Source organism: Turicibacter sp., assembly GCF_017941855.1.
GTDB lineage: Bacteria > Bacillota_I > Bacilli_A > MOL361 > Turicibacteraceae > Turicibacter > Turicibacter sanguinis.
Genome location: NZ_JAGAVR010000029.1, coordinates 1 through 25168 on the forward strand (window position 1 = coordinate 1; position 25168 = coordinate 25168).

The window sequence follows — 25168 nt, forward strand, 5'->3', positions numbered from 1 at the left end:
ATCGATGGGCTTGGGTTCAAAAACTTGAAAATATTCATTATGGTGAATACGACATTCAAAGTGTCAGAGTCGAAAGTAAATTACTTGATCATAAAGAATTACCTTTAGTCTAATTTAATTCATTCAAGAGTAAAAGGATTGCGATTCATAGCGCAATCCTTTTTAGCGAGTCGCTTGATTAAGTAGGAAAAGGCTCTGATTTAAAAATGATAAATCTTTTTATCTTTAAGCCTCTTTCTTAACCTTGAAATGAGATAAGAGGAAATGAAGTGTTTGTTAACCTTCAATAAGGTTTAAAATCTCGATGAGAGTCTGTAGATGATCTAACAATCGTAATTGTTTATAAAGAGGAAGATAAACTAGACCTTAGACGTTAGTTAGGAAAAAACTAAGATACTCATTCATAGATTGAAAGCTAAACTCTATGTTGAGGAATAAAGAATCCGTATCAGTAGGAAGATCATACTCTAACTTTAGTATTCCTTAGTATCTTTTGAGTCGTTACGATTAAATGGAAAAAATTTCTTAATAAAAATATTCAAAAAGTTATTTACAAAAGTGTTGAAATGGTTTAATATAGTCAATGTGGAAAACAACAACATGTCTCGGTAGCTCAGCAGGATAGAGCAACGGCCTTCTAAGCCGTCGGTCGGGGGTTCGAATCCCTCCCGGGATGCCATTAAAAAGTAAATTTTGAGAACTGCATTAGTAGTTCTTTTTTTTATTATAATTAATAAAAATGCTAGATCCAGAGGTGAAACATGTCTCGAGTTATTGATTTTCCTACAAACTATGAACAAAAAATAAACAAGGCGGATGAATTGATTGATAAAGGATATATTGATCAAGCGATTTGTCTGATTGAGGATTTTATTGAACAATCGAATCCAAGTCAAGGGAAGGAATTGCTTCAAAAAAAGTTATTAACCTGTTATTTTATAAAAAAAGAGTTTGATAGTGTTGAGGACGTTTTGAGTCAAATGCCTGTTGGTTTAGGAGACTTATCGATACTTGCTCATCGTTTTTTACTTTATCATTTTGATCAGAATGATGTTTTATTAACTGAGCTAGAAGCGGACTGTAAAAAAAACTTATCAGTTTTTGCCTATAAAAATTTGCAGGAGTTAATCGCTCAGCTTAAAACATTTTACGAAGAATATTGGGTTCAATCCATTGAAAAACAAGTTGTTCGCTTAAATGAAGGGTGTTCATTTGAACAGTCTTTGTTAATTCTTTCGGATTTGTCCCAATATTCAAATGAGGAATTAGGCTATTTTAAACAACCCTTAATCACATTTTATGAACAAGCACCCTCTCCTATTTTGAAAACGATTCTGTTTGAGTTGTTAGCCAAAAAAGAATTGAATTGGAGTTTGCCACGGGCTAATGATTCAGGAGAATCTGAAGGAATGATTTTGACTAATTTACAGACGTTAATGCCATTTAATAAAAAATTAGAGCAAGTGAATGAAATAATCGAACAAATGGACTTATTTGATGAGGTTAAGGTTCTTTTGTCTTTACAAGTGAATCTCTTTTATCAGTTTTGTTTTCCTAACTATGAAACCCTAGATTTATCGCTTGTCATCGAGCGGTTATTAGCGTTAATTATGGGAGAAAATGACGATTTTTTAGCAAGAGATGATTTAAGTTCGACGAATAGCTCTATAATAAATTACACAACTTGTAAATTGAGTCAGTATATACTAAGTTTATCATCATTAATGTAGAAATTAGGAAAAGCCTATGTTATAATTTAAAAGTTGTTACAAAGATGTAAACGCAAGGTTAATAGATGGAGGTATACATTATGGCAGTTAAAGTTGAAACAGTAGAAACAAATAAAGTAAAATTAACGATGACTATTTCTGCAGAATCATTTGATAAAGCATTAGATACAGCATTCAAAAAAGTATCTAAAAATTTAGCAGTACCAGGATTCCGTAAAGGGAAAATGCCACGTCAAATGTTCGAACAAAAATTTGGTGTAGAAGCATTATATGAAGATGCATTAGAGGTTGTATTACCAGGAGCATATATGCAAGCAATTCAAGAAACAAATATTGCACCTGTTGCTGCGCCATCTTGGGATATCGAACAAATCGGTAAAGGGCAAGAGTTAATTGCATCAGCAACTGTTGTAGTTAAACCAGAAGTTGAATTAGGACAATATGCAGGAATCGAAGTTGAAAAATTATCAACTGACGTAACTGAAGAAGATGTTCAATCAGAATTAAACGGGTTATTAGAACGTCAAGCTGAAATCGTTGTAAAAGATGGAGCAGTAGAAAATGGAGATACAGCTGTTATCGATTATGAAGGATTTAAAGATGGTGTAGCATTCGAAGGTGGAAAAGGGGAAAACCATCCATTAGTTATCGGATCTAACTCTTTCATCCCAGGATTTGAAGAACAATTAATCGGAATGACTGCTGGTGAAGAAAAAGAAATCAACGTTACATTCCCTGAAGCTTATCATTCAGCAGATTTAGCTGGAGCTGAAGCAACATTTAAAGTAAAAGTTCATGAAGTGAAAACTCGTGAATTACCACAATTAGATGATGAATTCGTTAAAGATTTAGATCGTGACGGAATCGAAACAGTTGAAGAGTTAAAAGCTGATTTAGAAAAAGTAATCAAAGAACGTAAAGAAACAGCAGCACGTAATCACGTGATTGATACAGTTGTAGAAAAAGCAACTGAAAATGCTAAATTTGACATTCCAGTTGAAATGATCGATGCTGAAGTGGCGCAAATGGTTAAAGAAGCAGAACAACGTTTCCAAATGCAAGGATTCAACTTAGATTTATACTTCCAATTCACTGGAACTGATTTAGAAGGATTCAAAGCACAATTACGTCCAGAAGCTGAAAAACGTTTAAGCTATAACTTAACATTAGAAGCAATCGTTAAAGCTGAAAACATCGATGTAACAGAAGAAGAAGTAGATGCTAAATTAGTTGAAATTGCAGGAGCTTATGGACGTGACGTTCAAGAGTTAAAAGCTGCGTTACCAAGCTTAGCCATGTTAAAAGAAGATTTAAAAGTACAAAAAGCTGTTGATTTCATCGTTGAAAAAGCAATTTGCAAATAATAACAGTCTATAGTAATAGATAGTACTTAATGAGGCGCGTATCCTTCGTGCCTCATTTTGTGCAATTTAAGCATTTGCAAAAAATGTCTAAAAACGACGTTAATAAAATGCAATGCTACTGAATATATATACTAATACATGGATGATATCAGTTATCTGTATATGGAGGTGTAAAGAATGAATAACATCGATATTACGTGTTCGTTCTGTGGTAAAAGCCATGACGAAGTAAACAAAATTATTGCGGGGCCTGGTGTGTATATCTGTGATGAATGTATCCAGATGTGTTCAGAGATTATTGAAAATGAGCAGTCAGATGAATTATGTGAAGAGTTTAAAACATTACCGAAACCAAAAGAAATTTTTGATTTATTAAACGAGTATGTGATTGGTCAAGAAGATGTTAAGAAAGTTCTTGCGGTTGCAGTTTACAATCATTATAAGCGTTTAACATCTAATCAAGATGATAGTGATGGTGTTGAAATTTCAAAAAGTAATATTTTATTACTTGGATCAACTGGAAGTGGAAAGACATTATTAGCTCAAACGTTAGCTAAGGTATTAGATGTTCCATTTGCTATTGCAGATGCAACCTCATTAACTGAGGCAGGATACGTAGGAGAAGATGTTGAAAATATCTTACTTCGACTGTTACAAGCAGCTGATTTCAATGTTGAAAAGGCCCAAAGAGGGATTATCTACATTGATGAGATTGATAAAATTGCACGTCGTTCAGATAATCCATCCATTACACGTGATGTATCTGGAGAAGGCGTACAGCAAGCTTTATTAAAAATTTTAGAAGGATCTGTTGCTAATGTACCGCCACAAGGTGGGCGTAAACATCCAAATCAAGAATTTATTCAAATTGATACAACGAACATTTTATTCATGGCAGGTGGGGCTTTCGCTGGTATTGAAGAAGTGGTTAAACGTCGTATTGGTAAAAAAGTTATTGGATTTGGTGCTGATTCTAAAGCTAATAATTTAACTAAAAAAGAAATTTATGCTCATATTCAGCCAGATGACCTATTGAAATTTGGTTTGATTCCAGAATTTATCGGTCGTTTCCCAATTATTGGTGCCTTAAATCCGTTAGAAGTAGAGGATTTAATTCGTATTTTAACAGAACCTAAAAATGCATTAACGAAGCAATATGAAAAAATCTTTAAAATGGATAATGTGGAACTGGTGTTTGACGAAGGAGCTATTACAGCCATTGCTGAAAAAGCCGTTGAACGTAAAACAGGTGCACGTGGACTTCGTTCTATAATCGAATCTATCATGACAGATGTAATGTTTGAGATTCCTTCAACTGAGAATATTGAAAAATGTATCATCACACGTGATGTTATTGTTGATAATACAAAACCAACACTTATCTTTAAAGATGGCGTTGCTTAATGAAGGAAGAAGTAATTATTTTATTTCTTATAAAATATCAAAAGTTTTTTATGTTATAATAGTAGTAGAGAATGGGAAGCGAATCGCTTCCTTTTCTATATCAATGAAACTGTCCGTCCATGATAAACATGAAAAGCAAACAAAGACAGACACAATCCGATATTGTGATATGTAGCATGATACGTCGTATGCAAAGTACTAGTGAGGTGAGTGGAAATGAGAATAGATGTAAACAGTGTGGAGACACATACACTTCCAGTGTTACCTGTGAGAGGTGTGATTTCTTTACCTAATACAGAAATTCGTTTAGAAATTGGACGTCCACAATCAATCGAAGCGTTAGAGGTTTGTGAAGAATACTCAAACTATGTTATTTTAGTTTCACAAGTTGATCCAAATGTGGAAGTTCCGCAAAGTGAAGATTTACTCCAATACGGAACAATTGCCAAGGTAACGATGAAAATTAAGTTACCAAATGGACATTATAAAGTAAAGTTTAATACTTTAACACGAGTTGAAATACAAGAATATACTCAGTTAGAGCCTTATTTCATGGCGACAGTTCAGACGATGCCATCAACTCCTTTACAAGAAGAACAAGAAATCGCGATTATGCGTCTATTAAAAGAAGCGGTTGTTGAACATGGAAGTTCTTTATTTGTTCATCCAAATGATGTAAAAGAATTGGTTGAGAGTGCAACGAATGCAGATCAAGCAACGGATATTGTTGCCTTCTATTTACGTATATCAGAAGAAGAAAAGGTAAAATATCTTCAAGAAACAAATGTTGAGGAGCGTTTAACCTTATTATTAAAAGATATCGAGAAAGAAAAATACATCGCTGATCTTGAAATGAAAATTAATCAAGAAGTTAAACGTTCGGTAGATGCTCATCAAAAAGAATTTTATTTACGAGAAAAAGCAAAAGCAATCCAAAAAGAATTAGGTGATGATTACTCAAAAGAGGCGGTCAGTCAAGAATTCAGAGAAAAGTTAGAAGCATTAGGAGTTCCTGAAGCAGTTAAAGCTAAGGCTTTAGAGGAGATTCGACGCTTTGAAATGTTACCCTCTAATTCAAGTGAATCAGGTGTGGTTAGAACGTATATTGAGTGGATTCTAGCTCTACCATGGTCGATTCAAACAACCGATAATACAGATATTTTATTTGCAGAAGAAACTTTAAATAATCAACATTTTGGATTAGAAAAAGTTAAAGATCGCATTTTAGAATATTTAGCGGTTAAAACGATGACAGGTAAAAATCCTTCGACTATTTTATGTTTAGTTGGACCTCCTGGGGTTGGGAAAACATCACTTGCAAAATCGATTGCAGATGCTTTAGGACGAAAATTTGTCAAGATATCACTTGGTGGTGTTAAGGATGAATCTGAAATTAGAGGACATCGCCGTACTTATTTAGGAGCATTACCAGGGCGAATGATTCAAGCGATGAAGAAAGCGGGAACGACAAATCCAGTCTTCTTGTTAGATGAAATTGATAAGATGGCGAGTGATTATAAAGGAGATCCGGCTTCTGCGATGCTTGAGGTTTTAGATCCTGAACAAAACAGTCATTTTAGTGATCATTACTTAGAAGAAGAATATGATTTATCAAATGTCTTGTTTATTGCAACAGCTAACTATTTAGAAAATATTCCGGCACCACTTCGTGACCGTATGGATATGATTCATGTAGATAGTTATACAGAACAGGAAAAAACGGAAATTGCGAAACGTTATTTGCTACAGAGACAGTTAGAGGCTCATGGCTTAACGAAGGAACAGCTTTCGATTGATGAAGCGGTGATTTTAGAGTTAATTCAATATTATACTCGAGAAGCTGGTGTGCGTCAGTTAGAACGCCAAATTGGCTCTATTTGTCGAAAAGTTGCTAGAAAATTATTAGCCGAAAAAGTAGAATCATTACATGTGGATTCTTCTATGCTTGTTGAGTTATTAGGAAAACATAAATATACACATGGATTGATTGAAACAGAAGATCAAATTGGTGTCGTGACAGGACTTGCGTATACTCAATTTGGAGGAGATATTTTACCTGTTGAAGTCACATATTATAAAGGGACGGGCAAAATGGTTTTAACAGGTAAACTAGGTGATGTTATGAAAGAATCAGGGCAGGCTGCGATTAGTTTTGTTCGTGCAAATGCTAAAAAGTATGGCATTGACCCAGATTTATTTAAAGATCATGACATTCATATTCATGTGCCAGAAGGAGCAACTCCGAAAGATGGCCCATCTGCAGGGGTGACCATGGTTACAGCGTTAGTCTCTGCTTTAAGTCAAAAATTTGTAAAACGCGAAGTGGGAATGACAGGAGAAGTGACACTCAGAGGTCGTGTTTTACCAATAGGTGGATTAAAAGAAAAATCAATTTCAGCTCATCGAGCAGGATTAACAACTATCATTATGCCAAAAGATAATGAAAAAGATTTAGATGAAATACCGCAAAGCGTAAAAAGTCAAATGACGTTTATTCCTGTTTCAACGATAGATGAAGTTTTACAGCATGCGTTACGATAAGGTGTTGAGAATATGCATATAACAAAAGCAGAATATATAAAAAGTTGTGTCAAAGCGGAACATTATCCAACAGATGGATTACCAGAAATGATTTTTGCAGGACGTTCGAATGTTGGAAAATCCTCATTTATCAATTCACTGACAAATCGTAAACACTTAGCACGTGTTTCAAGCCGTCCAGGGAAAACTCAAACATTAAATTTCTATAACATTAATGATATGATGTATTTAGTTGATGTTCCGGGATACGGTTACGCCAAAGTGAATCGCTCGTTAAAAGAGTCATTTGGACGTATGATTGAAGAATATTTAGTTGAACGTGATGAATTAATCTTAGGTGTTTTATTGGTGGATTATCGTCATAAACCAACAGCGGAAGATATTGCAATGTATCAGTTATACAAATACTATGAAATCCCAAGTGTTGTGATTGGAACGAAAAAGGATAAAGTGAACCGTAGTCAGTATAAAAAACAAGAAAAACTCATTAAGGAGACGCTTGGATTTGATCAAGATGATGTTTTTGTGGCTTACTCTTCAGAAACTCATGAAGGTCGTGATGAGGTTTGGGAAATTTTCTTAGACTTAATCCAACAATACAATGATATTATTCAAGAAATGGAACATGAGGAAGAATAAAATAAAGAAGCTATCTCGAAACAAGAGATAGCTTTTTAATGTGAGAAAATAAAACAAAAAATGACAGATTAAACGATAAAGTAGCGTTATTTTTTGGAAATATCAAAAGAAAAACTTTATTATATGAAAAAAGGAAATATTATAGAACTTTTTCCTTAAAAAATTTTTAATTTTGTTTTAAATCAACCTTAGATAATGTATAATTAATGGTGAAATGTGGATAGTTAGATAGAGATTGTGGAGATAAGTGGTGAATATAAATGTTTATTGGTGAGTTTCATCATAGTATAGATGCTAAGGGTCGTTTGATTATGCCTGCTAAGTTTAGAGAGCAGTTAAACGAATGTTGTGTTATTACTAGAGGGATTGACCAATGTCTATTTATTTATCCGATAGAGGAATGGAAGATATTGCTTGAAAAAGTGAATGGGTTACCTGTTAATCGTAAAGATGCCCGCCAATTTTCACGCTTTTTTCTTTCTGGTGCGTGTGAATGTGAATTTGATAAACAGGGAAGAATTAATCTATCAACACCCTTAATGAATTATGCAGGGCTTAGTAAAGATTGTGTTATCATTGGCGTCTCAAATCGAATTGAAATTTGGGAGAAAGAAAAATGGACGCAATATTTTGATTTCTCTGTAGATTCTATTTTAGATATTGCCGAAAATATAGGATTTGATTTATAGGAGGTTACAACCATGTTTAATCACTACTCAGTTTTACTTCGTGAATCAATTGAGAATTTAGAGATAAAAGAAGATGGTATTTATGTTGATTGCACCTTAGGTGGTGGCGGACATAGTAGTGAAATCTTAAAAAGATTAACTACAGGACATCTGTATTCATTTGATCAAGATTCATTTGCAATTGAGAATGCAACGAAACGTTTAAAAGAAATTGGAGACAATTTTACAATTATTAAAAGTAATTTTGTTCATTTGAAAGAAGAATTAAATGCACGTGGGGTAATGAAAATAGATGGTATTATTTTTGATTTAGGCGTATCATCGCCACAGTTTGATACACCTGAACGTGGATTTAGTTATAATCATGATGCGAAGTTAGATATGCGTATGGATCAAGAGGCTGAATTATCAGCATATGAGATTGTCAATGAGTGGGAATATAAAAATTTAGAATATATTTTCCGTGTTTATAGCGATGAAAAATTTTCAAAACAAATTGCACGTGCCATTGAACGTTATCGCGAAAAACAACCGATTGAAACGACTTTTGAGTTAGTAGAAATTATCAAATCTGCGATTCCAGCGCCGGCAAGACGAAAAGGTGGTCATCCTGCTAAACGTACCTTCCAAGCATTACGTATTGCGGTAAATGATGAATTGAAAGTATTTGAAAAGGCATTAAAAGATGCCATGGATATGTTAAATGTTGAAGGGCGAGTGGCTGTTATTACCTTCCATTCTTTAGAAGATCGTATTTGTAAACATATGTTTAAAGAACGAAGTGAAGCAAAAGATCTTCCAAGAGGATTGCCAGTTATTCCACAAGAATTCCAGCCAGAATTTAAATTAATTACTCGCAAACCAATTGTGGCAGATGAAACAGAGTTAACGGAAAATAATCGTTCTCATTCAGCAAAATTAAGGGTAGCTATGAAAATGAAGTAGAATAAGGGGGAAGAGAAATCATGAATACTGCGGTTAAGCAATTAGAACAAATTGAGGTTTCGCATTCATCGCAACACGTCAAAAGAACAGTCGTTAAACGTAAGAAAAAAAGTTTATACAATTTTACTAATTTAGCAATTTTAACAGGAGTTGGAGCTTTTTGTTTGATTGCTGGGAGACTCTATTTAGACGCTCAAATGACTCAAATTCATTATGAAACAGAGGCGTTAAAATTAAAAATTTCGAACCAGATTGTTGTGAATGAAGAATTGTATTCAAAAATTGCGGAACTTTCAACTTATTCACGTGCTATGGAAATTGCCAAACAAAATGGACTTTCGACTTATAATAACATTGTAAACATTGGAGAGTAAAATCCTCATAGAAATAAATCAAGAAGCAAATGTATGGTGAGGATGATTAGTATGAAAAAAGAAAGACGACTCAATCACACAGGAAGAAAGATGCTAGTCATTATAACAGCTTTCTTCTTGGTCTTTTTTTTATCCATTGCCTATCATTTTATCGAGATGGCACTCACGGGTGAGAAAAAAGGTCATGATTTATATCAGTATGCGCTTAATGTCTATTTAGCTGAAGAACAAGTGCAGGGTAAACGTGGAACCATTTATGATCGTAGTGGTGTTGCTTTAGCAGAACAGTTAACGTCATATACCTTATATGCTAACCTATATGAAGGTTATGGAGATGTGGTAGAAGATATTGATGATACGGCTAATAAGTTAAGTACGGTCATCGATTTATCAGCAGCTGAAATAAAAGAAATTTTATCTAAAGATCGAAAACAGGTTGAATTTGGAAATGCCGGTCGTCAATTAACCTATTTAGAAAAAGAAAAAATAGAACAGATGAATTTAAAAGGGATTAAGTTTACGGAAAACATCAAACGGTTTTATCCTAATGGGATGTTTGCCTCTCATACGCTTGGATATACGAAGTGGGATGAAGTCAATCGTGTCCTTGAAGGCGAGATGGGAATTGAATCGTACTTTGATGAGTATTTGCAAGGAAAAAATGGACGTATTCAATATTTAAGAGATAAAAAGGGATATGTTCAACCAAATAAAGAAGAATTTGTATTAGAAGAGGCAAGTGATGGCTTAGATATCTATTTAACACTTGATTCGACGATTCAAACCTTATTAGAAGAAGCCATGGATAATGTTTGGGAAAGTGCGAATCCACAGAGTTTAGTTGCCGTTGTCGCTAATCCTAAAACAGGAGAGATTTTGGCAATGGGAAGCCGTTCAAGTTTTGATCCTAATATAAGAGATATTGAAAATTATAATAATCCAGTGATCTCTGATTCATTTGAACCGGGATCGACGATGAAGATTTATACCTATGCTGCTGCTATTAATGAAGGAAAATATAATGGAAGTCAGTACTTTCAATCGGGATCACGCTTAGTGAATGGTTCTACTATACGAGATTGGACCCAGACTTGGGGGACGATTACCTACGATCAGGGGTTCTATCGTTCGTCAAATACGGCAATTATCGATCTTTTAACGAATGGAATTACGCCTGAGACGAATATTGAATATCTTGAAAAATTCGGTTTTGGAAGTCAAGTAGGATTACCCTTACCAAGTGAATCAGCAGGAACATTACCGACTGATTGGGATGTGACACAAAAAATAACAGCTGGATTTGGTCAAGGGATTTTAACGACTCCGATTCAACATATTCAGGCCATTACAGCTATTTTAAATGAAGGACAGTTAATTCAACCTCAACTGATTGAACGTGTTTATGATCCTAATCAGGAAAAAGATGTTTATCAATTTGAGCCGATTAAGCTAGATAATCCTATTACGGCACAAACGGCAAAACAAGTAAAAGATTTGATGGTTGGTGTTGTAGCCGAGGAAGATGGTTCAGGACGTCTTGCTTATAGTTTAGATGGTTTTACAAGTGGTGGGAAAACCGGAACGGCTCAGATTGCGGATGGTGCTAATGGATATCTTGCTAATGAATATTTGTATAGTTATATCGGATTTGCACCTGCAGATGATCCAGAGCTTGTGATGTATGTGGCCATGTCAAGACCTGAAACAGGTGGACACGACCAACTTGGACAAATTTACCGTTACGTCATGCAAACAGGATTAACGTATTTAGGAGCAGAAAAAACACCTATTTCAAACATTGAAGATGTCTATCAAAATGTTGAAGTGAATCAATACATTAATCAAAATGTTGAAGTGGCCAGTCAACGTTTGATTGAGGCTGGTTTGCAACCGATTGTGATTGGATCAGGAAATCAAGTTTTTGCACAATCTCCTTCAGCAGGAAATATAGTGGTGAGTGGGAGTAAAGTCTTTTTACAAACAGGTAAAACATATGAATTACCTAATTTTGAAGGTTGGACGAAAGATGAAGTCGTTCGTTTTGCTGAATTAGCTTCATTAAAGGTTACCTTTAATGGAGAAGGATTTGTGACATCGCAATCATTAGCTCCTGAACAAAAGATTCAGTCTACTACTGAGATTGTGATTGAGTTGACGAAAACCCCATCTCAAAATGTGACAGAAGAGGCGCATGAAGAAAACGAATCTGAAGATTCTTCTGCCGAGATAGAAATATCTCAAGAAAATGAACCAGTAAATGACTAAATTTTAGCCTAATAACGCTTTGAATAGCGTTATTAGGCTTTTTTTTATTTAAATTCTGCATAAATTAAATAGAATTGTAATAAAGTTGAATAAAAAAGTAATGTGTAGAGACGATTACGTATTTACTAAGAAAAAGACTCATATAGTTATTATGTAGGTTCAAAGTGATCATAATTGTCATATTAAATTTTACATGAAGGGGGAGCAATGGATGAAACAAGCAGGAGTCATACAACGACGATTACTTATCTTTTTATCAATTGTACTAATTTATTTTATAGCATTATTTATTCGACTTGGTTACTTGCAAATTTTTGACTCAAATGAATTGGTACAAAAAGCAGAAGAACTTTGGTCACGGAATTTACCGATAGAGGGACAAAGAGGAATTATTTATGATCGTAATCACGAAGTGATTGTTGGTAATGAAGTAGCGCCATCTGTGATTGTTATTCCAAGGCAGGTAACAGATGTTGAGCATACTTCTGAGGTATTAGCTGAAATATTAGGTGTGTCGGTTGAAGAGGCTAATCGACATGTCACGCACCGAGTTTCAGTCGAAAGAATTCAACCAGAAGGAAGAAAGTTATCAAACGAGCAAGTGGTTGCGATTCAGGAAGCGAATTTAGATGGGGTTTACTTAGTTAATGATGTCAAACGTAGTTATCCATATGGAAGTTTGCTCGCTCAAACCATTGGATTTACAGGAATTGATAATCAAGGAATTACAGGACTTGAGTATGTTTATAATGATTATTTAATGGGAGCTAATGGGGTCTGGCAATACTTTTCAGATGCAAAAGGGAATCCACTTCCACAGTTTTCAGATTCTTATTCCCCTGCATCTCGTGGATTAGATATTGAATTGACGATTGATTTGCATTTACAACAAATTCTTGATCGGGAATTTGATAATGCTGTGGCAAAATATGATCCAGATCAAATGATTGGGATTATTATGGATCCGAAAACAGGAGAGATTTTGGCTTTATCGTCACGTCCAACATATGAACCAGAAAATTATCAGGACTATGATCAAGAGATTTTTAATCGTAACTTACCGATTTGGTCAACGTATGAACCAGGTTCAACATTTAAAATTGTAACGTTCTCAGCAGCCCTAGAAGAAGGGGTGATGACTCTTGAAGATCGATTCTTTGATCCCGGATATGCAATGGTTGATGGTGTCAGAATACGTGACTGGAAAGCAGGGGGTCATGGCGATCAATCGATGCTTGAAGTCATTATGAATTCTTGTAACCCGGGATTCATTGAACTCGGAATGAGACTTGGTAAAGAGAAATTATTTGAATATATAAAAGCATATGGATTCAATGAAAAAACGGGGGTTGATATGCTTGGAGAATCACAAGGGATTATTTTTAATCCTGATAATATTGGAAATGTTGAGTTAGCAACTTCTTCATTTGGACAAGGGAACTCTGTCACGCCAATTCAGTTAGTAACAGCGGTCAGTGCAGCAGTTAATGGTGGGAATTTGATGCAACCTTATATCGTGAAACGTATGATTCACCCTTATACAAATGAAATTTTATATGAGCGTCAGCCAACGATTAAAAGACAAGTTATTTCACAGGAAACATCAGATACAATGAGATATGCACTTGAAATGGTTGGCGCGCAAGGTAGTGGTAAAGGAGCTTATATTGATGGTTATCGTGTAGGTGGAAAAACCGGAACGGCTCAAAAAGCTCGAAATGGGGCCTACGTTAGCGGGGAATATATTTTGTCATTTGTTGGAATTGCTCCAATGGATGATCCTCAGTTAGTTGTTTATGTGGCGATTGATAATCCTAAAAATACGATTCAATATGGAGGGGTTGTGGCTGCTCCAATTGCACGTTCTATTTTAGCTGAAGCACTACCCTATATTGGGGTAGAACCAAGAGAAGAACAGATTGAAAAGAAATATAACTGGCTGGATACTCAGTATGTAACAATTCCAGATTTTGTAGGACAAGAAAAGAAAAATATCGAAACATCATATTTATATAATATTGAATATTATGGAGAAGGAACAAAAGTCATTTCACAGCAACCCGAAGCATACACTAGAACGATAGAGGGCGGAACTATTCGATTATATTTAGGTGAATAATAATTGAGGAAAGGATGAATGAGGATGGATTTAAAACAGATGAGTGAACTGTTAGGATATACGTTAGAACATGAGAATCAGGAAATTAAAAATTTAGTGTATGATTCACGGCAGGTAACGAAAGGAAGTGTGTTTTTCGCTATCAAAGGGCAAGATAGTGATGGGCATCAATATATTGAAGATGCAGTTCGTAATGGTGCTATTGCAGTTGTTGGAGAAGAGTCTTTAAATCCAGCGTGTTTATATTTTGAGGTGTTTAATACAAAAAAAGCGTTGGCTATTATTTCGTCTAAGTTTTATGGTGAGCCATCTAAAAATATGAATTTAGTAGGGGTAATAGGAACCAATGGAAAAACAACCATTACGTATTTAATTCAACATGTTTTTGAATGTTTAGGCATTGATAGTGGCTTAATCGGAACGAATGGTTCGTGGGTGGGACAAAAGAAAAAAGCGTCTCGTACCACGCCTTTAAGTCCAGATTTGAATGAGTTGCTTCAAGAAGGGGTTCGGCATAACCTCCCATATGTTGTGATGGAGGTTTCTTCTCATGGGATAAAAGAAAATAGAGTGGATCAGTTGGACTTCGATCGCTTAATTTTTACGAATATTACAGAAGAACATTTAGATTATCATAAAACGTTTGAAGATTATTTATTTACAAAGATGCGACCGTTTATTCAATTTAGTGATTATGATGATAAAAAAATGGCAATTATAAATTGTGATGATGAGCATGCCTCATCCTTTATTAGTGTAACAAATAGCAAGATATTAACTTATGGATGTCAAGCAAAAGCAGATATTTTTGCAAAAGACATTGAGTATAGTTTAGAAAGAACAAATTTTTCATTGTATGTAAAAGGTCAGTTTATCTGTCAAATGACAATCCCTTTATTTGGAAAGTATAATGTATATAATGTGTTATCTGTCTTAGCTTATTTTTATTCATTAGGTTACGCCCCGGAACAAATTGTCCCATTTATTGAGAATGTTTCAGTCATTGAAGGAAGATTTGAGTATATTCAGGCACCTTCTGGGGTCACTGTTGTGATTGATTATGCCCATAATCCGGATGCTATTTTTCAAGTGTTATCTTGCTTAAATGTTATTTCGACAGGAAATATTATTACGGTGCTAGGGGCAGGTGGAAATCGCGATAAAGCTAAACGAAAAATTATGGGCCGTCACGCCACTTATTTATCGGATCATGTCTTCTTTACTAGTGATAATCCACGTAATGAAGATCCATTAAGTATTATTTATGATTTGTTATCAGGAACGAGTAGTGTTAATTATACCGTCATTGTCGATCGTGAAAAAGCAATTGAGGCAGCCTTAAAAAAAGCAAAACCAAATGACTTTGTTGTTATTTTAGGAAAGGGACATGAAAAAACGCAAAATATTAATGGTAAAATTGTTCCATTTAATGATAAAATAGTCGTTGAAGAAGTGATTAGAAAAAGGGGTATTTAACATGTTAAAATCAATTTTATTTGTATTAATCGTTTCGTTTTTCATCGCGACGATTATAGGTCCATTTTTTATTCCTTTTTTACGACGTTTAAAATTTGGACAGGCCATTCGTGAAGAAGGTCCAAAGTCTCATCGTAAAAAATCGGGAACGCCAACGATGGGTGGAATTATTTTTATGACTTCAATTGTTGTGACGGTATTAGTAACGGTATTTGTTACGGGCTATGCCACAATGAGTCATCAATTAATCATGCTACTCTTAACATTAGTAGGATTTGGAGCTATTGGTTTTGTTGATGATTTTATTATTGTCGTTCGTAAAAATAACGAAGGGTTGAAACCAAAGCAAAAATTATTTGCACAGCTTGTTCTAGCAGCAGTATTTTTCTATTTATACTTAAGAAATGGCTATCCAACAACAATTTCGTTCTTTAATTTATTTGACTTAAATTTATACTGGATTTATGGATTATTTATTTTATTCTGGATGGTTGGTTTTTCAAATGCCGTCAATCTGACAGATGGATTAGATGGATTATGTGGTGGAGTTAGTGTTATTTCATTCGGAGCTTTTGGAATGATTGCGTTAGCTCAACAACAAACGGATATTGCATTATTCTGTTTTACAGTGGTAGGAGCCTTACTTGGGTTTTTAGTGTTTAACTTAAATCCTGCTAAAGTGTTTATGGGTGATACTGGTTCATTAGCACTAGGGGCAGCTATTGCAGCTGTTTCGATTTTATTAAAGCAAGAATTAATTCTTGTTATTATTGGTTTAGTTTATGTTATGGAAACTTTATCAGTTATTCTTCAAGTTGCCTATTTCAAACGCACAAAGAAAAGATTATTTAAAATGGCTCCAATTCATCACCATTTTGAATTATGCGGATGGGGAGAGTGGAAAGTTGTGACTTTCCTCTGGGCTGTTGGTTTCATCTGTGCGATTTTAGGATTAATCATTGCCATCTAATATAGATGGCTTATCTTTTAATAAAAGGAAGATTTGATATGAATAAAATAAATAGCTATGTAAATAAACGAGTTCTTGTGATGGGGTTAGCAAAAAGTGGGAAAGCAGCGGCTCGAATGCTTAAAGAGTTAAACGCTGAGGTTGTGATTAATGATCGAACGCCACTTAGTGAAAATGAAGATGCAAAAGAAATGGTAGCAGAAGGATTCGAAGTGATAACAGGTGGTCATCCATTAGAATTGTTAGATCGAGATTTTGATTTAATTGTTAAGAATCCGGGAATCCCTTACCTAAAAGTGCCCCTTCTAAAACGTGCTCAAGAATTAAAGATTCCGATTATCACGGAAGTTGAGTTAGCTTTTGAAATTTGTGAAGCACCGTTTATCGGTATTACGGGAACAAACGGTAAAACGACGACGACAACCCTTATCTATGAAATGTTAAAAGAAAGTACGTTAAATCCATTAATTGCTGGAAATATTGGAGAAGTCGCAACAGAGGTTGCTAAAGTTGCTCAGGCAAATCAAGTTTTAGTGACGGAACTTTCGTCTTTTCAATTAATGGGAATGCCTTTATTTAGACCACGTATTTCATTGTTGTTAAATATCACAGAAGCACATTTAGATTATCATTTGAATCTTGATGAGTATCGACAAGCCAAATTAAATTTAATTAAAAATCAAACAAGTGATGATTATTGTGTTTATAATAGTGAAGATGATGTGATTGTGGAAGGGATTAAACAAACAAAGGCCACTTGTATTCCGTTTTCTTTATCAGAGAAAGTAGAGGGTGCTTATATTTTAGAGGGAGCAGTTTATTTTAAAGAAGAATGGATTATAGATGTTAAAGATATTTTATTAAAAGGAGATCATAATCTTCAAGATGTTTTAGGTGCAGTTGCAGTTAGTCTCTTATATGGATGTGATTTAGAAGCTATTCGAACGGTTTTAAAACGATTTGCTGGCGTTAAACATCGTCTTCAATTTGTTGGTGAGATTAAGGGAGTTAAGTATTATAATAATTCTAAAGCAACTAATATTATTGCAACGCAAACGGCATTAAAAGCCTTTGATGGCCCTATTATTTTAATTGCTGGTGGGTTAGATCGAGGTCATGATTTAAGTGGATTAGTCCCATATTTCAATAAAATCAAATCTATTGTGACCTATGGAGAGACAAAGCATCGATTTAAAGCATTAGCAGATGAGCATTTAATGCCATGTACTGTCTATGATCATTTAGATCAAGCAGTTGAAGATGCCTATGAGCAGGCTATAGCAGGTGATATTGTTTTATTCGCTCCAGCTTGTGCAAGTTGGGATCAATATCAAAACTTTGAACAAAGAGGCGATCATTTTATAGGGTTGGTAGAAGGACTTAAATAAAAAAAATTAGGCGATGCCTAATTTTTTTTATGAATCAGAACTCATCAATCTGAAGGTGTTTAAGAAAAAAACTCACCCATTTGGTGAGTCTGTGTTTAACTAGATAGGACATTTCAAGAGTGATTGAATACATTAATAGGGGATAAGCCAACATTTTTATAACATTTTATCTCAAATGCCTATCCATGGATTGGCTTTAAGGTTTCATATGACGGCTGATATTTAAGACAATACCAATTGAAAGAAGTGTAATCGTTAAAGAAGAACCTCCATAACTCATAAAGGGTAAAGTGATTCCGGTAACTGGAATTAACCCAATGACAACTCCGATATTAATCATGACTTGGATAATCAGCATGGACATAATTCCAACAACGATATATTTCCCAAAAAGATCATCCGTTTTAAGGATAATGTAGGAGCATCTTGCAAAAAATAATATAAATAGTATAAGAGTTCCAACAGAACCAATAAATCCTAATTCTTCTGAAACAATAGCGAAAATAAAATCAGTTTGTGGCTCGGGTAGGTAGAAATACTTCTGAACACTATTTCCAAGACCCGTTCCGAATAATCCACCTGGTGCAATGGCATAAAGTGATTGGATAATTTGGAATCCAGATCCAATAGGGTCGCTCCATGGATCAAGGTAGGCGGTAATACGTTGAAGACGATAAGGTGCAGAGATAATTAAAACGACAATCCCAGCAATACCTGTTAAGATGAAGTAGACAAAGTATCGAATGGGAACCCCACAGATAAATAGCATGACAAAACCTGTGGCAACAATAACCATCCCACTTCCGAAGTCTGGTTGTAACATGATGACTCCAAAGACTAAAAGAATTAAAAATAAGAGTGGAATAACGCCTTTTTTAAATGTTTTAGCATCTTCGACATAGTTGCTCATATAACGTGCTAAAAAGACGATTAATCCTAGCTTCATGAATTCAGAAGGTTGAAGTGAAAAAGCTCCAATTCCAATCCAACTTCTTGCTCCCCCACGAACTAAACCAATACCTGGAACTAATACTAGAATAAGTAAGACCAAACTCACTAGAAAGAAAGGGGTGGCATACTTTTTATAAATTTGATAATCAATTCTTGAAACAGCAATCATCCCAATGACCCCGATTGAAGCAAATAGGAATTGACGTTTAAAGAAATAAAAGGCGTCATCAAATTTATATTCAGCCCAGATATAAGAGGAAGATAGGACAAAGATTAATCCAATAGTTGTAATACTGAGTGCTAATAGGAGTGTTAGCAAATCAATTGAAGACTGTTTATTTTTCATTAGAACTCCCCTTTTTTTATTTAAAATCTATAATAAAATATATGAGGTGAGTTGATAAACTTTCATTAGATAGAATAAAAAATTAAATTTTTATTTAAAATGACAGGCAGATATTTTGGAAATAATGAGAGATGAGTCAAATTTAGATAATATTTAGACTTATTTTAATTTAATCTAACGGAATTTGTTTAAAGTATGTTAAAATATAAAATGAAAAAAAAGACTAATTATAGTCTAATAAGGAGTGGTATTATGCGCATCCTTGTGACTGGTGGTGGGACTGGTGGACATATCTACCCAGCACTTGCAATGGTTAGAGCACTTCAAGAATTAGATAATCAAGTAGAAGTACTATATATTGGAACTGAAAATGGACTAGAAAAAGAGATTGTAACTCATGAAGGGATTCCATTTAAACATATTGAAATATCTGGATTTAAACGATCGTTATCTTTGGATAACCTTAAAACAATCTTTAAATTTTTTAAATCAGTATCGGTCTCAAAACAGTATATTAAAGAATTCAATCCTGATGTGGTGATTGGAACTGGTGGATATGTTTGTGGACCTGTTGTATATGGAGCTGCAAAACTTAAAATTCCAACGATTATACATGAACAAAATAGTTTACCAGGGGTAACGAATAAGTTTTTAGCTCGGTATGTCAATAAAGTAGGTATTTGTTTTGAGGAGGCGAGACCTTATTTTCCAGCAGAAAAAGTTGTTTTAACTGGAAATCCACGTGCCTCTGAAGTCGTGAAAACAATGAAAATTGGTAAAGGTGCATTAGGGTTAAATCCTCATAAGAAAACTGTTATGATTAGTGGAGGAAGTCGTGGCGCTGAACCTATTAATGAGGCTGTTGTATCAATGATTCAAAAATATGAAAAGGCTGATTATGAAGTTGTGTTTGTGACAGGAAATAAACATTATGACAGTATTAAAAATCAAATTGAGAACGTTGATTCTTTAAAAAATGTACACATTTTACCATTTATTAATAATATGCCTCAATATTTAGTGAGTGTTGATTTATTTGTGGGAAGATCAGGAGCAACTTTCTTGTCAGAAATCACCGCACTAGGCGTACCAAGTATATTAATTCCTTCGCCATATGTCACAGCAAACCATCAAGAGTATAATGCAAGAAGTGTAACGGATCATGGTGGGGGCGTTTTAATTTTAGAAAAAGATTTGACAGGTGAAAAGTTATATCAGGAAATTGAACGCATTATGCAAAATAGTGAACTTCGTTATCAAATGCAAAACACCTCAAAACAACTAGGTATTCCAGATGCAGCACAACGTATGATTACAGTTATGAACGAAATTATTGAGAAAAAGTAGGTGTTTTAAATGTTTAAGAGTTTTATAGAGGAGTATAAAGGGAAGAATATTGGTTTATTATTAGAAAATGAGCCATTGTCAAAACATACGACTTTTCGTGTAGGAGGTCCTGCACGTTGCTTAGTGATACCAAACTCTAAACAATCATTGGTTGAAACGATGAAATTAATTAACAAATATGAATTACCTTTTAAAGTCATTGGAAGAGGGTCTAATTTATTACCTTCAGATCGTTTATTTGAAGGAATTATTGTTAAATGTGATAAAGGATTAGATCATGTTGAAATTGATGGAACACAAGTGACCGTAGGCGCTGGTGTTTCGACTATTTTATTAGCGAATAAAGTAGCAAAATGTGAACTAGCAGGGTTAGAGTTTATCTCAGGGGTACCAGGGTCAGTCGGTGGAGCGATTTATATGAACGCAGGTGCATATAATCGTGAAATTCAAGATGTTTTGGTTAAAGCGTTAATTTTAGATGAAGCGGGAGAATTAAAGTGGTTAACGGTTGAGGAAATGGGGTTTTCATATCGTCAATCTATTCTGCAGACTCATAGAAATTGGATTGTTGTAGAAGCAGTCTTACAGTTAGAGAAGGGTTCATATGAAGAGATTATGGAACTAATGAAGGCAAGAAAAGTAAGACGAATCGAATCACAACCAACAAACCTACCATCGGCAGGAAGTACTTTTAGAAATCCACTGCCTCATTATTCATGGCAGTTAATTGAAAAGTCAGGATTACGAGGAGTTCGTATCGGTGGAGCAGAAGTTTCACAGAAACATTGTAATTTCATTGTCAATGTAGGTGGGGCGACTGCGACAGATATTTATGAATTAATCCAACATGTTCAAGCAGTCGTATTTGAAAAGCATGGTATACAATTGCACCCAGAAGTTGAGATGTTTAACTGGTAGGTGGAGAGATGGAAAAAGGGAAGGTTGTTGAATTTTCAAGAATTAAAAATCAAAAGGTGAATAAGCCGAAAAAAAGACTAAAAAAGAAGATTAAAGGCTTCTTTTTTAGTCTATTTATTATGATGGTGATTGGAGGGATGTTTTATTTTGCATCGCCAGTTAGTCGATTATCGGTTATTTATTTTAACGGATTAAATTATGTCAAGCGTTCTGAGTTACTTGAAATGACACAGTTAAATTATGATGAGTTATTTTTGAGTTTGGATTTGAAAGACATTCAAAACACGATTCAATCACATCCATTGATTAAAGAAGTTAACGTGACGAGAGATGGATTGAATCGATTAAAGATTGATGTAACGGAAAAAGATATTGTTGGATGTGCGCAAATCAATAATCAATTTGAATTTGTTTTAAGTGATGGTCAAACGATTCAAAATCAGTATAATCTCAAAGCGCAGTGTGAAGGGCTGATGATTTATGGATTACCTGATTATGAAGAAAATCAATCTGTGTTAAAATTGTTCGTTAAATCGTTGATGAAGGTTGATCTTGTTTTTCGTAATATTATAAAAGAGATTCATTATAGCCCTTTATATGGAGATAATAATAGATTTTCATTATTTTTAATGGATGGGAATACGATTATTGTTAATAGTTATACCATGGTGAACAAGTTAAAATACTATCAAACGATGGCAGATAAAGTCCAAAGTCTGAATGGGGAAGTAAAAGGCATTTATCACTTAGATGTTGGGGATCATTTTGAACCTTATGAAAAGATGTCGATTGATGCTAAAAATGAGGGAGAAATGTCGTAAAAACAATTCATTTGGCAGGTTTTTTCCAGTGTCTAATTTAAATAGAGTTTCGCTAGATAGATAACCATTATTATCAGGGGGATATTTGTCAAATAGTCTTTTCATTGGGTGAAAAATATAGTAAAATAAAATATGATATTGTGGTAATAATACCATATGTTAGTGGAGTGGTTTGAGGTGAAAAATAATATTTATGCTTGCTTAGAAATAGGGTCCTCGGAAGCTAGAATTTTAGTCTGTAATATAAGACAAGAACGTCTTTATGTCCTATCGCAACAAGAAATTCTAGCTGAAGGAATTGAAAATGGAAATGTCATTAATGTGAATCAAATCGTTGAAATACTTAAAAATTTAAAAGAGAAGGTTGAAAAAGATCTTCATCAAGAAATTCAAAGTGTATTATTAGCGATACCAAGTGTAGATGTTAATATTGAAAATATAACAACTACGTTATCAGTTGAGGCTAATAAACCAATTAGTCCCGCTAATGTTAAGCAGTTATTCCGTAATGTTATTAATCAACCAACATATCGTGATCAAGTAGTTGTTAACATTATTCCTCGTTCATTTATTGTGGATGAAAAAAATGCTATACAAAACCCACTAGGTATTATTGGTAATCAAGTTTCGTTAAGTGCTCAAAAAATGACTGCCTCATCTTCATTAGTTTATAATTTAATTAATGTCGTTGAATTGGCTGGATTTAGAATTTCTGATATTGTGTTAGGGAGTGTAGCAGAAATGATGTATGTTGCTACGCCCGAACAATTATATAAAGGGGTATGTCACGTAAATATTGGAAAATCAACCACAACAATTACTGTTTCTCAAGGTGGTAAGGTCTTATCATCTGTTTCTTTATCTATTGGTGGAGAGCATGTCACAGAAGAGATTAGTGAAGCATTTCAAATTGAAAAGAGTGAAGCTGAGTTATTAAAGGTGAATTTTGCTCGTATTAATTACGATGATATGATTCCAGAAATTATTTACACAGCTGAAGGTAATGGGGAGTTTATTTGCATCACTAGACAAATGTTATCGGATGTTGTGACGTCTCGATATGAAGATATTTTAAAGCTAGTTAAACAGTATTTGACCGAAAATGGTTACAAGCATGAAGATATTAAATATATCTTTACAGGTGGTGCAGTTGAGCTTGAAGGGTTGAATGTTTTGGGGAAATTTGTATTTGCACAAGATATTCATATTTTTAGACCTTCAATGTTAGGTGTTAGACAGGCTAAATATGCAAAATTAGTCGGAATGGCTACATTTAATCATGAAATAGCGTTGTTGACATCGCAAAAAAGTAATATAATTAATTTTGATGCTTACTCTGATGCGAGAGGTATCAATCTTATGCACGAATCACGACAGGAAACAGAAAAAAAGGTTTCAGTTAAAACAAACAATCAAGATAAGTCATATATGGATCATAAGTTGGAAAATAGTGGTGTATTAGTCCGATTATTTGATATGATATTTGACGAAAAAGCAGAATAGAAGTAGAAAGTTATGAGGAGGTTTCAGGGATGGAAGGTTTCGGATTTGGAAATGAGTTTACATATGCCCCTAGAATTATTGTAGTAGGTGTTGGTGGCGGAGGAAGTAATGCTGTCAACCGTATGATTGAAAATGATGTACAAGGTGTTGAATTTGTTGTTGTTAATACTGATGCACAAGCATTAAATCTTGCCATCGCTGATCGTAAATTTCAAATTGGTCGTGATTTAACTCGAGGATTAGGTGCAGGTGGAAATCCAGAGGTTGGTAAACATGCCGCTGAGGAAAACTTAAGCGAAATTAAGGAATTAGTAAAAGGTGCAGACATGGTCTTCATTACTTGTGGTATGGGTGGTGGAACCGGAACAGGTGCTGCTCCAGTTATTGCAAAAGCCGCAAAAGAGAGTGGAGCATTAACAGTTGGGATTATTACACGTCCATTTACATTTGAAGGAAAACGCCGTACTGATTTTGCATTACGAGGGATTGCAGAGTTAAAGGCTAATGTGGATACATTAATTTCAGTTCCAAATGATCGATTATTACAAATCGTTGATCGTACGACGCCGATGTTAGAAGCGTTCCGTGAAGCGGATAATATCTTACGCCAAGGTGTTCAAGGGATTTCAGAAATTATTGCAGTGCCTGGTTTAATTAACTTAGACTTTGCCGATGTTAAAACAGTTATGCATAATAAAGGTTCAGCCATTATGGGAATCGGTTATGGTACAGGAGAAAATCGCGCAACAGAAGCTGCGAAAAAGGCAATTGCTAGTCCATTATTAGAAAATGACATTGATGGAGCAACTGATGCTATTATTAATATTTCTGGTGGGATGGATATTGCATTATTCGAAGTTGATGAAGCATTACGTACGATTCGTGAAGCTTCAACGACTGAAATCAATATTATCTATGGAGCGACAATTAATCCAGATTTAGGAGATGAATTAATTGTGACAGTTATTGCAACTGGATTTGATGAAACAAATGCAGCAGGTAAACCAGTTGAAATGTTGATTGGAGATAATCGTAACAAGAAAGTAGTAGCTTCAACAGAAGAGCAAGAGGTTCAACCTGCCGAACAATCAAAACCAGCTCAACCAGCTAAGCGTCAACCATTTGGTGGAGAAAGTGTTGAGATGATTCCAAACTGGTTAATGAATCGATATAAATAAGAGAGAGTAATCTCTCTTTTTTTGGTTCTTTGTCAAATAGTGTTGCTGATTAATTTGTGACCTATTACAATGAACGACCGAATTGAAATCCTAGTAGCTATGCTGCTAGGATTTTTCTTTTGGGTTTAGTTAGATTTTGAATCATAAGAATTCTTGATTTGAAATGATAGAAGCTGCGATATCCAAACGCGATACGTTTG

Annotated in this window: 19 protein-coding genes and 1 tRNA gene; 19 read left to right on the plus strand and 1 reads right to left on the minus strand. The window is 34.5% G+C overall.

Annotated elements, in window-relative coordinates; genetic code table 11:
- The first annotated feature begins 602 nt into the window (after window positions 1-602).
- From J6D32_RS04315 to murD, 14 genes are all read left to right on the plus strand, one after another.
- Window positions 603-679 (plus strand) — tRNA-Arg (locus tag J6D32_RS04315).
- An 82-nt stretch (window positions 680-761) separates the two neighbouring features.
- On the plus strand, window positions 762-1730 hold the full coding sequence (locus tag J6D32_RS04320; RefSeq protein ID WP_006785047.1) for a hypothetical protein: 969 nt from the start codon (window positions 762-764) through the stop codon (window positions 1728-1730).
- An 80-nt stretch (window positions 1731-1810) separates the two neighbouring features.
- Window positions 1811-3094 (plus strand): trigger factor, encoded by a 1284-nt coding sequence (tig, locus tag J6D32_RS04325; RefSeq protein WP_006785048.1) that lies wholly within the window; start codon window positions 1811-1813, stop codon window positions 3092-3094.
- A 177-nt stretch (window positions 3095-3271) separates the two neighbouring features.
- A complete protein-coding gene (clpX, locus tag J6D32_RS04330) occupies window positions 3272-4498 on the plus strand; it encodes an ATP-dependent protease ATP-binding subunit ClpX (protein WP_006785049.1) in 1227 nt (408 codons plus the stop codon).
- A 216-nt stretch (window positions 4499-4714) separates the two neighbouring features.
- Window positions 4715-7039, plus strand: a complete 2325-nt coding sequence (gene lon, locus J6D32_RS04335) for an endopeptidase La (RefSeq protein WP_006785050.1) — start codon at window positions 4715-4717, stop codon at window positions 7037-7039.
- Between the two features lie 12 nt (window positions 7040-7051).
- Complete coding sequence (gene yihA, locus J6D32_RS04340; protein ID WP_006785051.1) at window positions 7052-7678, plus strand: ribosome biogenesis GTP-binding protein YihA/YsxC; 627 nt, start codon at window positions 7052-7054, stop codon at window positions 7676-7678.
- Window positions 7679-7938: 260 nt separating this feature from the next.
- Window positions 7939-8367 (plus strand): division/cell wall cluster transcriptional repressor MraZ, encoded by a 429-nt coding sequence (gene mraZ, locus J6D32_RS04345; protein WP_006785052.1) that lies wholly within the window; start codon window positions 7939-7941, stop codon window positions 8365-8367.
- Window positions 8368-8379: 12 nt separating this feature from the next.
- Window positions 8380-9312, plus strand: coding sequence for a 16S rRNA (cytosine(1402)-N(4))-methyltransferase RsmH (gene rsmH, locus J6D32_RS04350; protein WP_006785053.1), 933 nt, complete (start codon window positions 8380-8382; stop codon window positions 9310-9312).
- A 20-nt stretch (window positions 9313-9332) separates the two neighbouring features.
- Window positions 9333-9686, plus strand: a complete 354-nt coding sequence (locus J6D32_RS04355; protein ID WP_006785054.1) for a hypothetical protein — start codon at window positions 9333-9335, stop codon at window positions 9684-9686.
- Window positions 9687-9737: 51 nt separating this feature from the next.
- Complete coding sequence (locus J6D32_RS04360; RefSeq protein WP_006785055.1) at window positions 9738-11951, plus strand: penicillin-binding protein; 2214 nt, start codon at window positions 9738-9740, stop codon at window positions 11949-11951.
- Between the two features lie 211 nt (window positions 11952-12162).
- On the plus strand, window positions 12163-14070 hold the full coding sequence (locus J6D32_RS04365; protein ID WP_006785056.1) for a stage V sporulation protein D: 1908 nt from the start codon (window positions 12163-12165) through the stop codon (window positions 14068-14070).
- A 24-nt stretch (window positions 14071-14094) separates the two neighbouring features.
- Entirely contained in the window at window positions 14095-15546 is a 1452-nt protein-coding gene (locus J6D32_RS04370) for a UDP-N-acetylmuramoyl-L-alanyl-D-glutamate--2,6-diaminopimelate ligase (protein WP_009607284.1), read from the plus strand.
- 1 nt (window position 15547) lies between these two features.
- Window positions 15548-16516, plus strand: coding sequence for a phospho-N-acetylmuramoyl-pentapeptide-transferase (gene mraY / locus J6D32_RS04375; RefSeq protein ID WP_006785058.1), 969 nt, complete (start codon window positions 15548-15550; stop codon window positions 16514-16516).
- Window positions 16517-16554: 38 nt separating this feature from the next.
- Window positions 16555-17904 (plus strand): UDP-N-acetylmuramoyl-L-alanine--D-glutamate ligase, encoded by a 1350-nt coding sequence (gene murD / locus J6D32_RS04380; protein WP_006785059.1) that lies wholly within the window; start codon window positions 16555-16557, stop codon window positions 17902-17904.
- Window positions 17905-18100: 196 nt separating this feature from the next.
- Here the strand turns inward: murD and spoVE are convergent, their stop codons facing one another.
- Window positions 18101-19201, minus strand: a complete 1101-nt coding sequence (gene spoVE / locus J6D32_RS04385; RefSeq protein WP_009607330.1) for a stage V sporulation protein E — start codon at window positions 19199-19201, stop codon at window positions 18101-18103.
- Window positions 19202-19453: 252 nt separating this feature from the next.
- On the opposite strand from spoVE, the gene murG reads away from it, so the two are divergent.
- From murG to ftsZ, 5 genes are all read left to right on the plus strand, one after another.
- On the plus strand, window positions 19454-20548 hold the full coding sequence (murG, locus tag J6D32_RS04390) for an undecaprenyldiphospho-muramoylpentapeptide beta-N-acetylglucosaminyltransferase (protein WP_006785438.1): 1095 nt from the start codon (window positions 19454-19456) through the stop codon (window positions 20546-20548).
- Between the two features lie 9 nt (window positions 20549-20557).
- Window positions 20558-21466 carry a UDP-N-acetylmuramate dehydrogenase gene (gene murB / locus J6D32_RS04395; RefSeq protein WP_006785439.1) on the plus strand — a complete coding sequence of 303 codons (909 nt, stop codon included), beginning with the start codon at window positions 20558-20560 and terminating at the stop codon, window positions 21464-21466.
- Between the two features lie 8 nt (window positions 21467-21474).
- On the plus strand, window positions 21475-22287 hold the full coding sequence (locus tag J6D32_RS04400) for a cell division protein FtsQ/DivIB (RefSeq protein ID WP_006785440.1): 813 nt from the start codon (window positions 21475-21477) through the stop codon (window positions 22285-22287).
- A gap of 177 nt (window positions 22288-22464) precedes the next feature.
- A complete protein-coding gene (gene ftsA, locus J6D32_RS04405; RefSeq protein ID WP_238698354.1) occupies window positions 22465-23790 on the plus strand; it encodes a cell division protein FtsA in 1326 nt (441 codons plus the stop codon).
- Window positions 23791-23819: 29 nt separating this feature from the next.
- Complete coding sequence (ftsZ, locus tag J6D32_RS04410) at window positions 23820-24968, plus strand: cell division protein FtsZ (RefSeq protein WP_006785442.1); 1149 nt, start codon at window positions 23820-23822, stop codon at window positions 24966-24968.
- Window positions 24969-25168: the final 200 nt, after the last annotated feature.

Coding starts and splice junctions, on each gene's coding strand:
- J6D32_RS04320 (WP_006785047.1), top strand. CDS start 762: ATGTCTCGAGTTATTGATTTTCCTACAAACTATGAACAAAAAATAAAC.
- tig (WP_006785048.1), top strand. CDS start 1,811: ATGGCAGTTAAAGTTGAAACAGTAGAAACAAATAAAGTAAAATTAACG.
- clpX (WP_006785049.1), top strand. CDS start 3,272: ATGAATAACATCGATATTACGTGTTCGTTCTGTGGTAAAAGCCATGAC.
- lon (WP_006785050.1), top strand. CDS start 4,715: ATGAGAATAGATGTAAACAGTGTGGAGACACATACACTTCCAGTGTTA.
- yihA (WP_006785051.1), top strand. CDS start 7,052: ATGCATATAACAAAAGCAGAATATATAAAAAGTTGTGTCAAAGCGGAA.
- mraZ (WP_006785052.1), top strand. CDS start 7,939: ATGTTTATTGGTGAGTTTCATCATAGTATAGATGCTAAGGGTCGTTTG.
- rsmH (WP_006785053.1), top strand. CDS start 8,380: ATGTTTAATCACTACTCAGTTTTACTTCGTGAATCAATTGAGAATTTA.
- J6D32_RS04355 (WP_006785054.1), top strand. CDS start 9,333: ATGAATACTGCGGTTAAGCAATTAGAACAAATTGAGGTTTCGCATTCA.
- J6D32_RS04360 (WP_006785055.1), top strand. CDS start 9,738: ATGAAAAAAGAAAGACGACTCAATCACACAGGAAGAAAGATGCTAGTC.
- J6D32_RS04365 (WP_006785056.1), top strand. CDS start 12,163: ATGAAACAAGCAGGAGTCATACAACGACGATTACTTATCTTTTTATCA.
- J6D32_RS04370 (WP_009607284.1), top strand. CDS start 14,095: ATGGATTTAAAACAGATGAGTGAACTGTTAGGATATACGTTAGAACAT.
- mraY (WP_006785058.1), top strand. CDS start 15,548: ATGTTAAAATCAATTTTATTTGTATTAATCGTTTCGTTTTTCATCGCG.
- murD (WP_006785059.1), top strand. CDS start 16,555: ATGAATAAAATAAATAGCTATGTAAATAAACGAGTTCTTGTGATGGGG.
- spoVE (WP_009607330.1), bottom strand. CDS start 19,201: ATGAAAAATAAACAGTCTTCAATTGATTTGCTAACACTCCTATTAGCA.
- murG (WP_006785438.1), top strand. CDS start 19,454: ATGCGCATCCTTGTGACTGGTGGTGGGACTGGTGGACATATCTACCCA.
- murB (WP_006785439.1), top strand. CDS start 20,558: ATGTTTAAGAGTTTTATAGAGGAGTATAAAGGGAAGAATATTGGTTTA.
- J6D32_RS04400 (WP_006785440.1), top strand. CDS start 21,475: ATGGAAAAAGGGAAGGTTGTTGAATTTTCAAGAATTAAAAATCAAAAG.
- ftsZ (WP_006785442.1), top strand. CDS start 23,820: ATGGAAGGTTTCGGATTTGGAAATGAGTTTACATATGCCCCTAGAATT.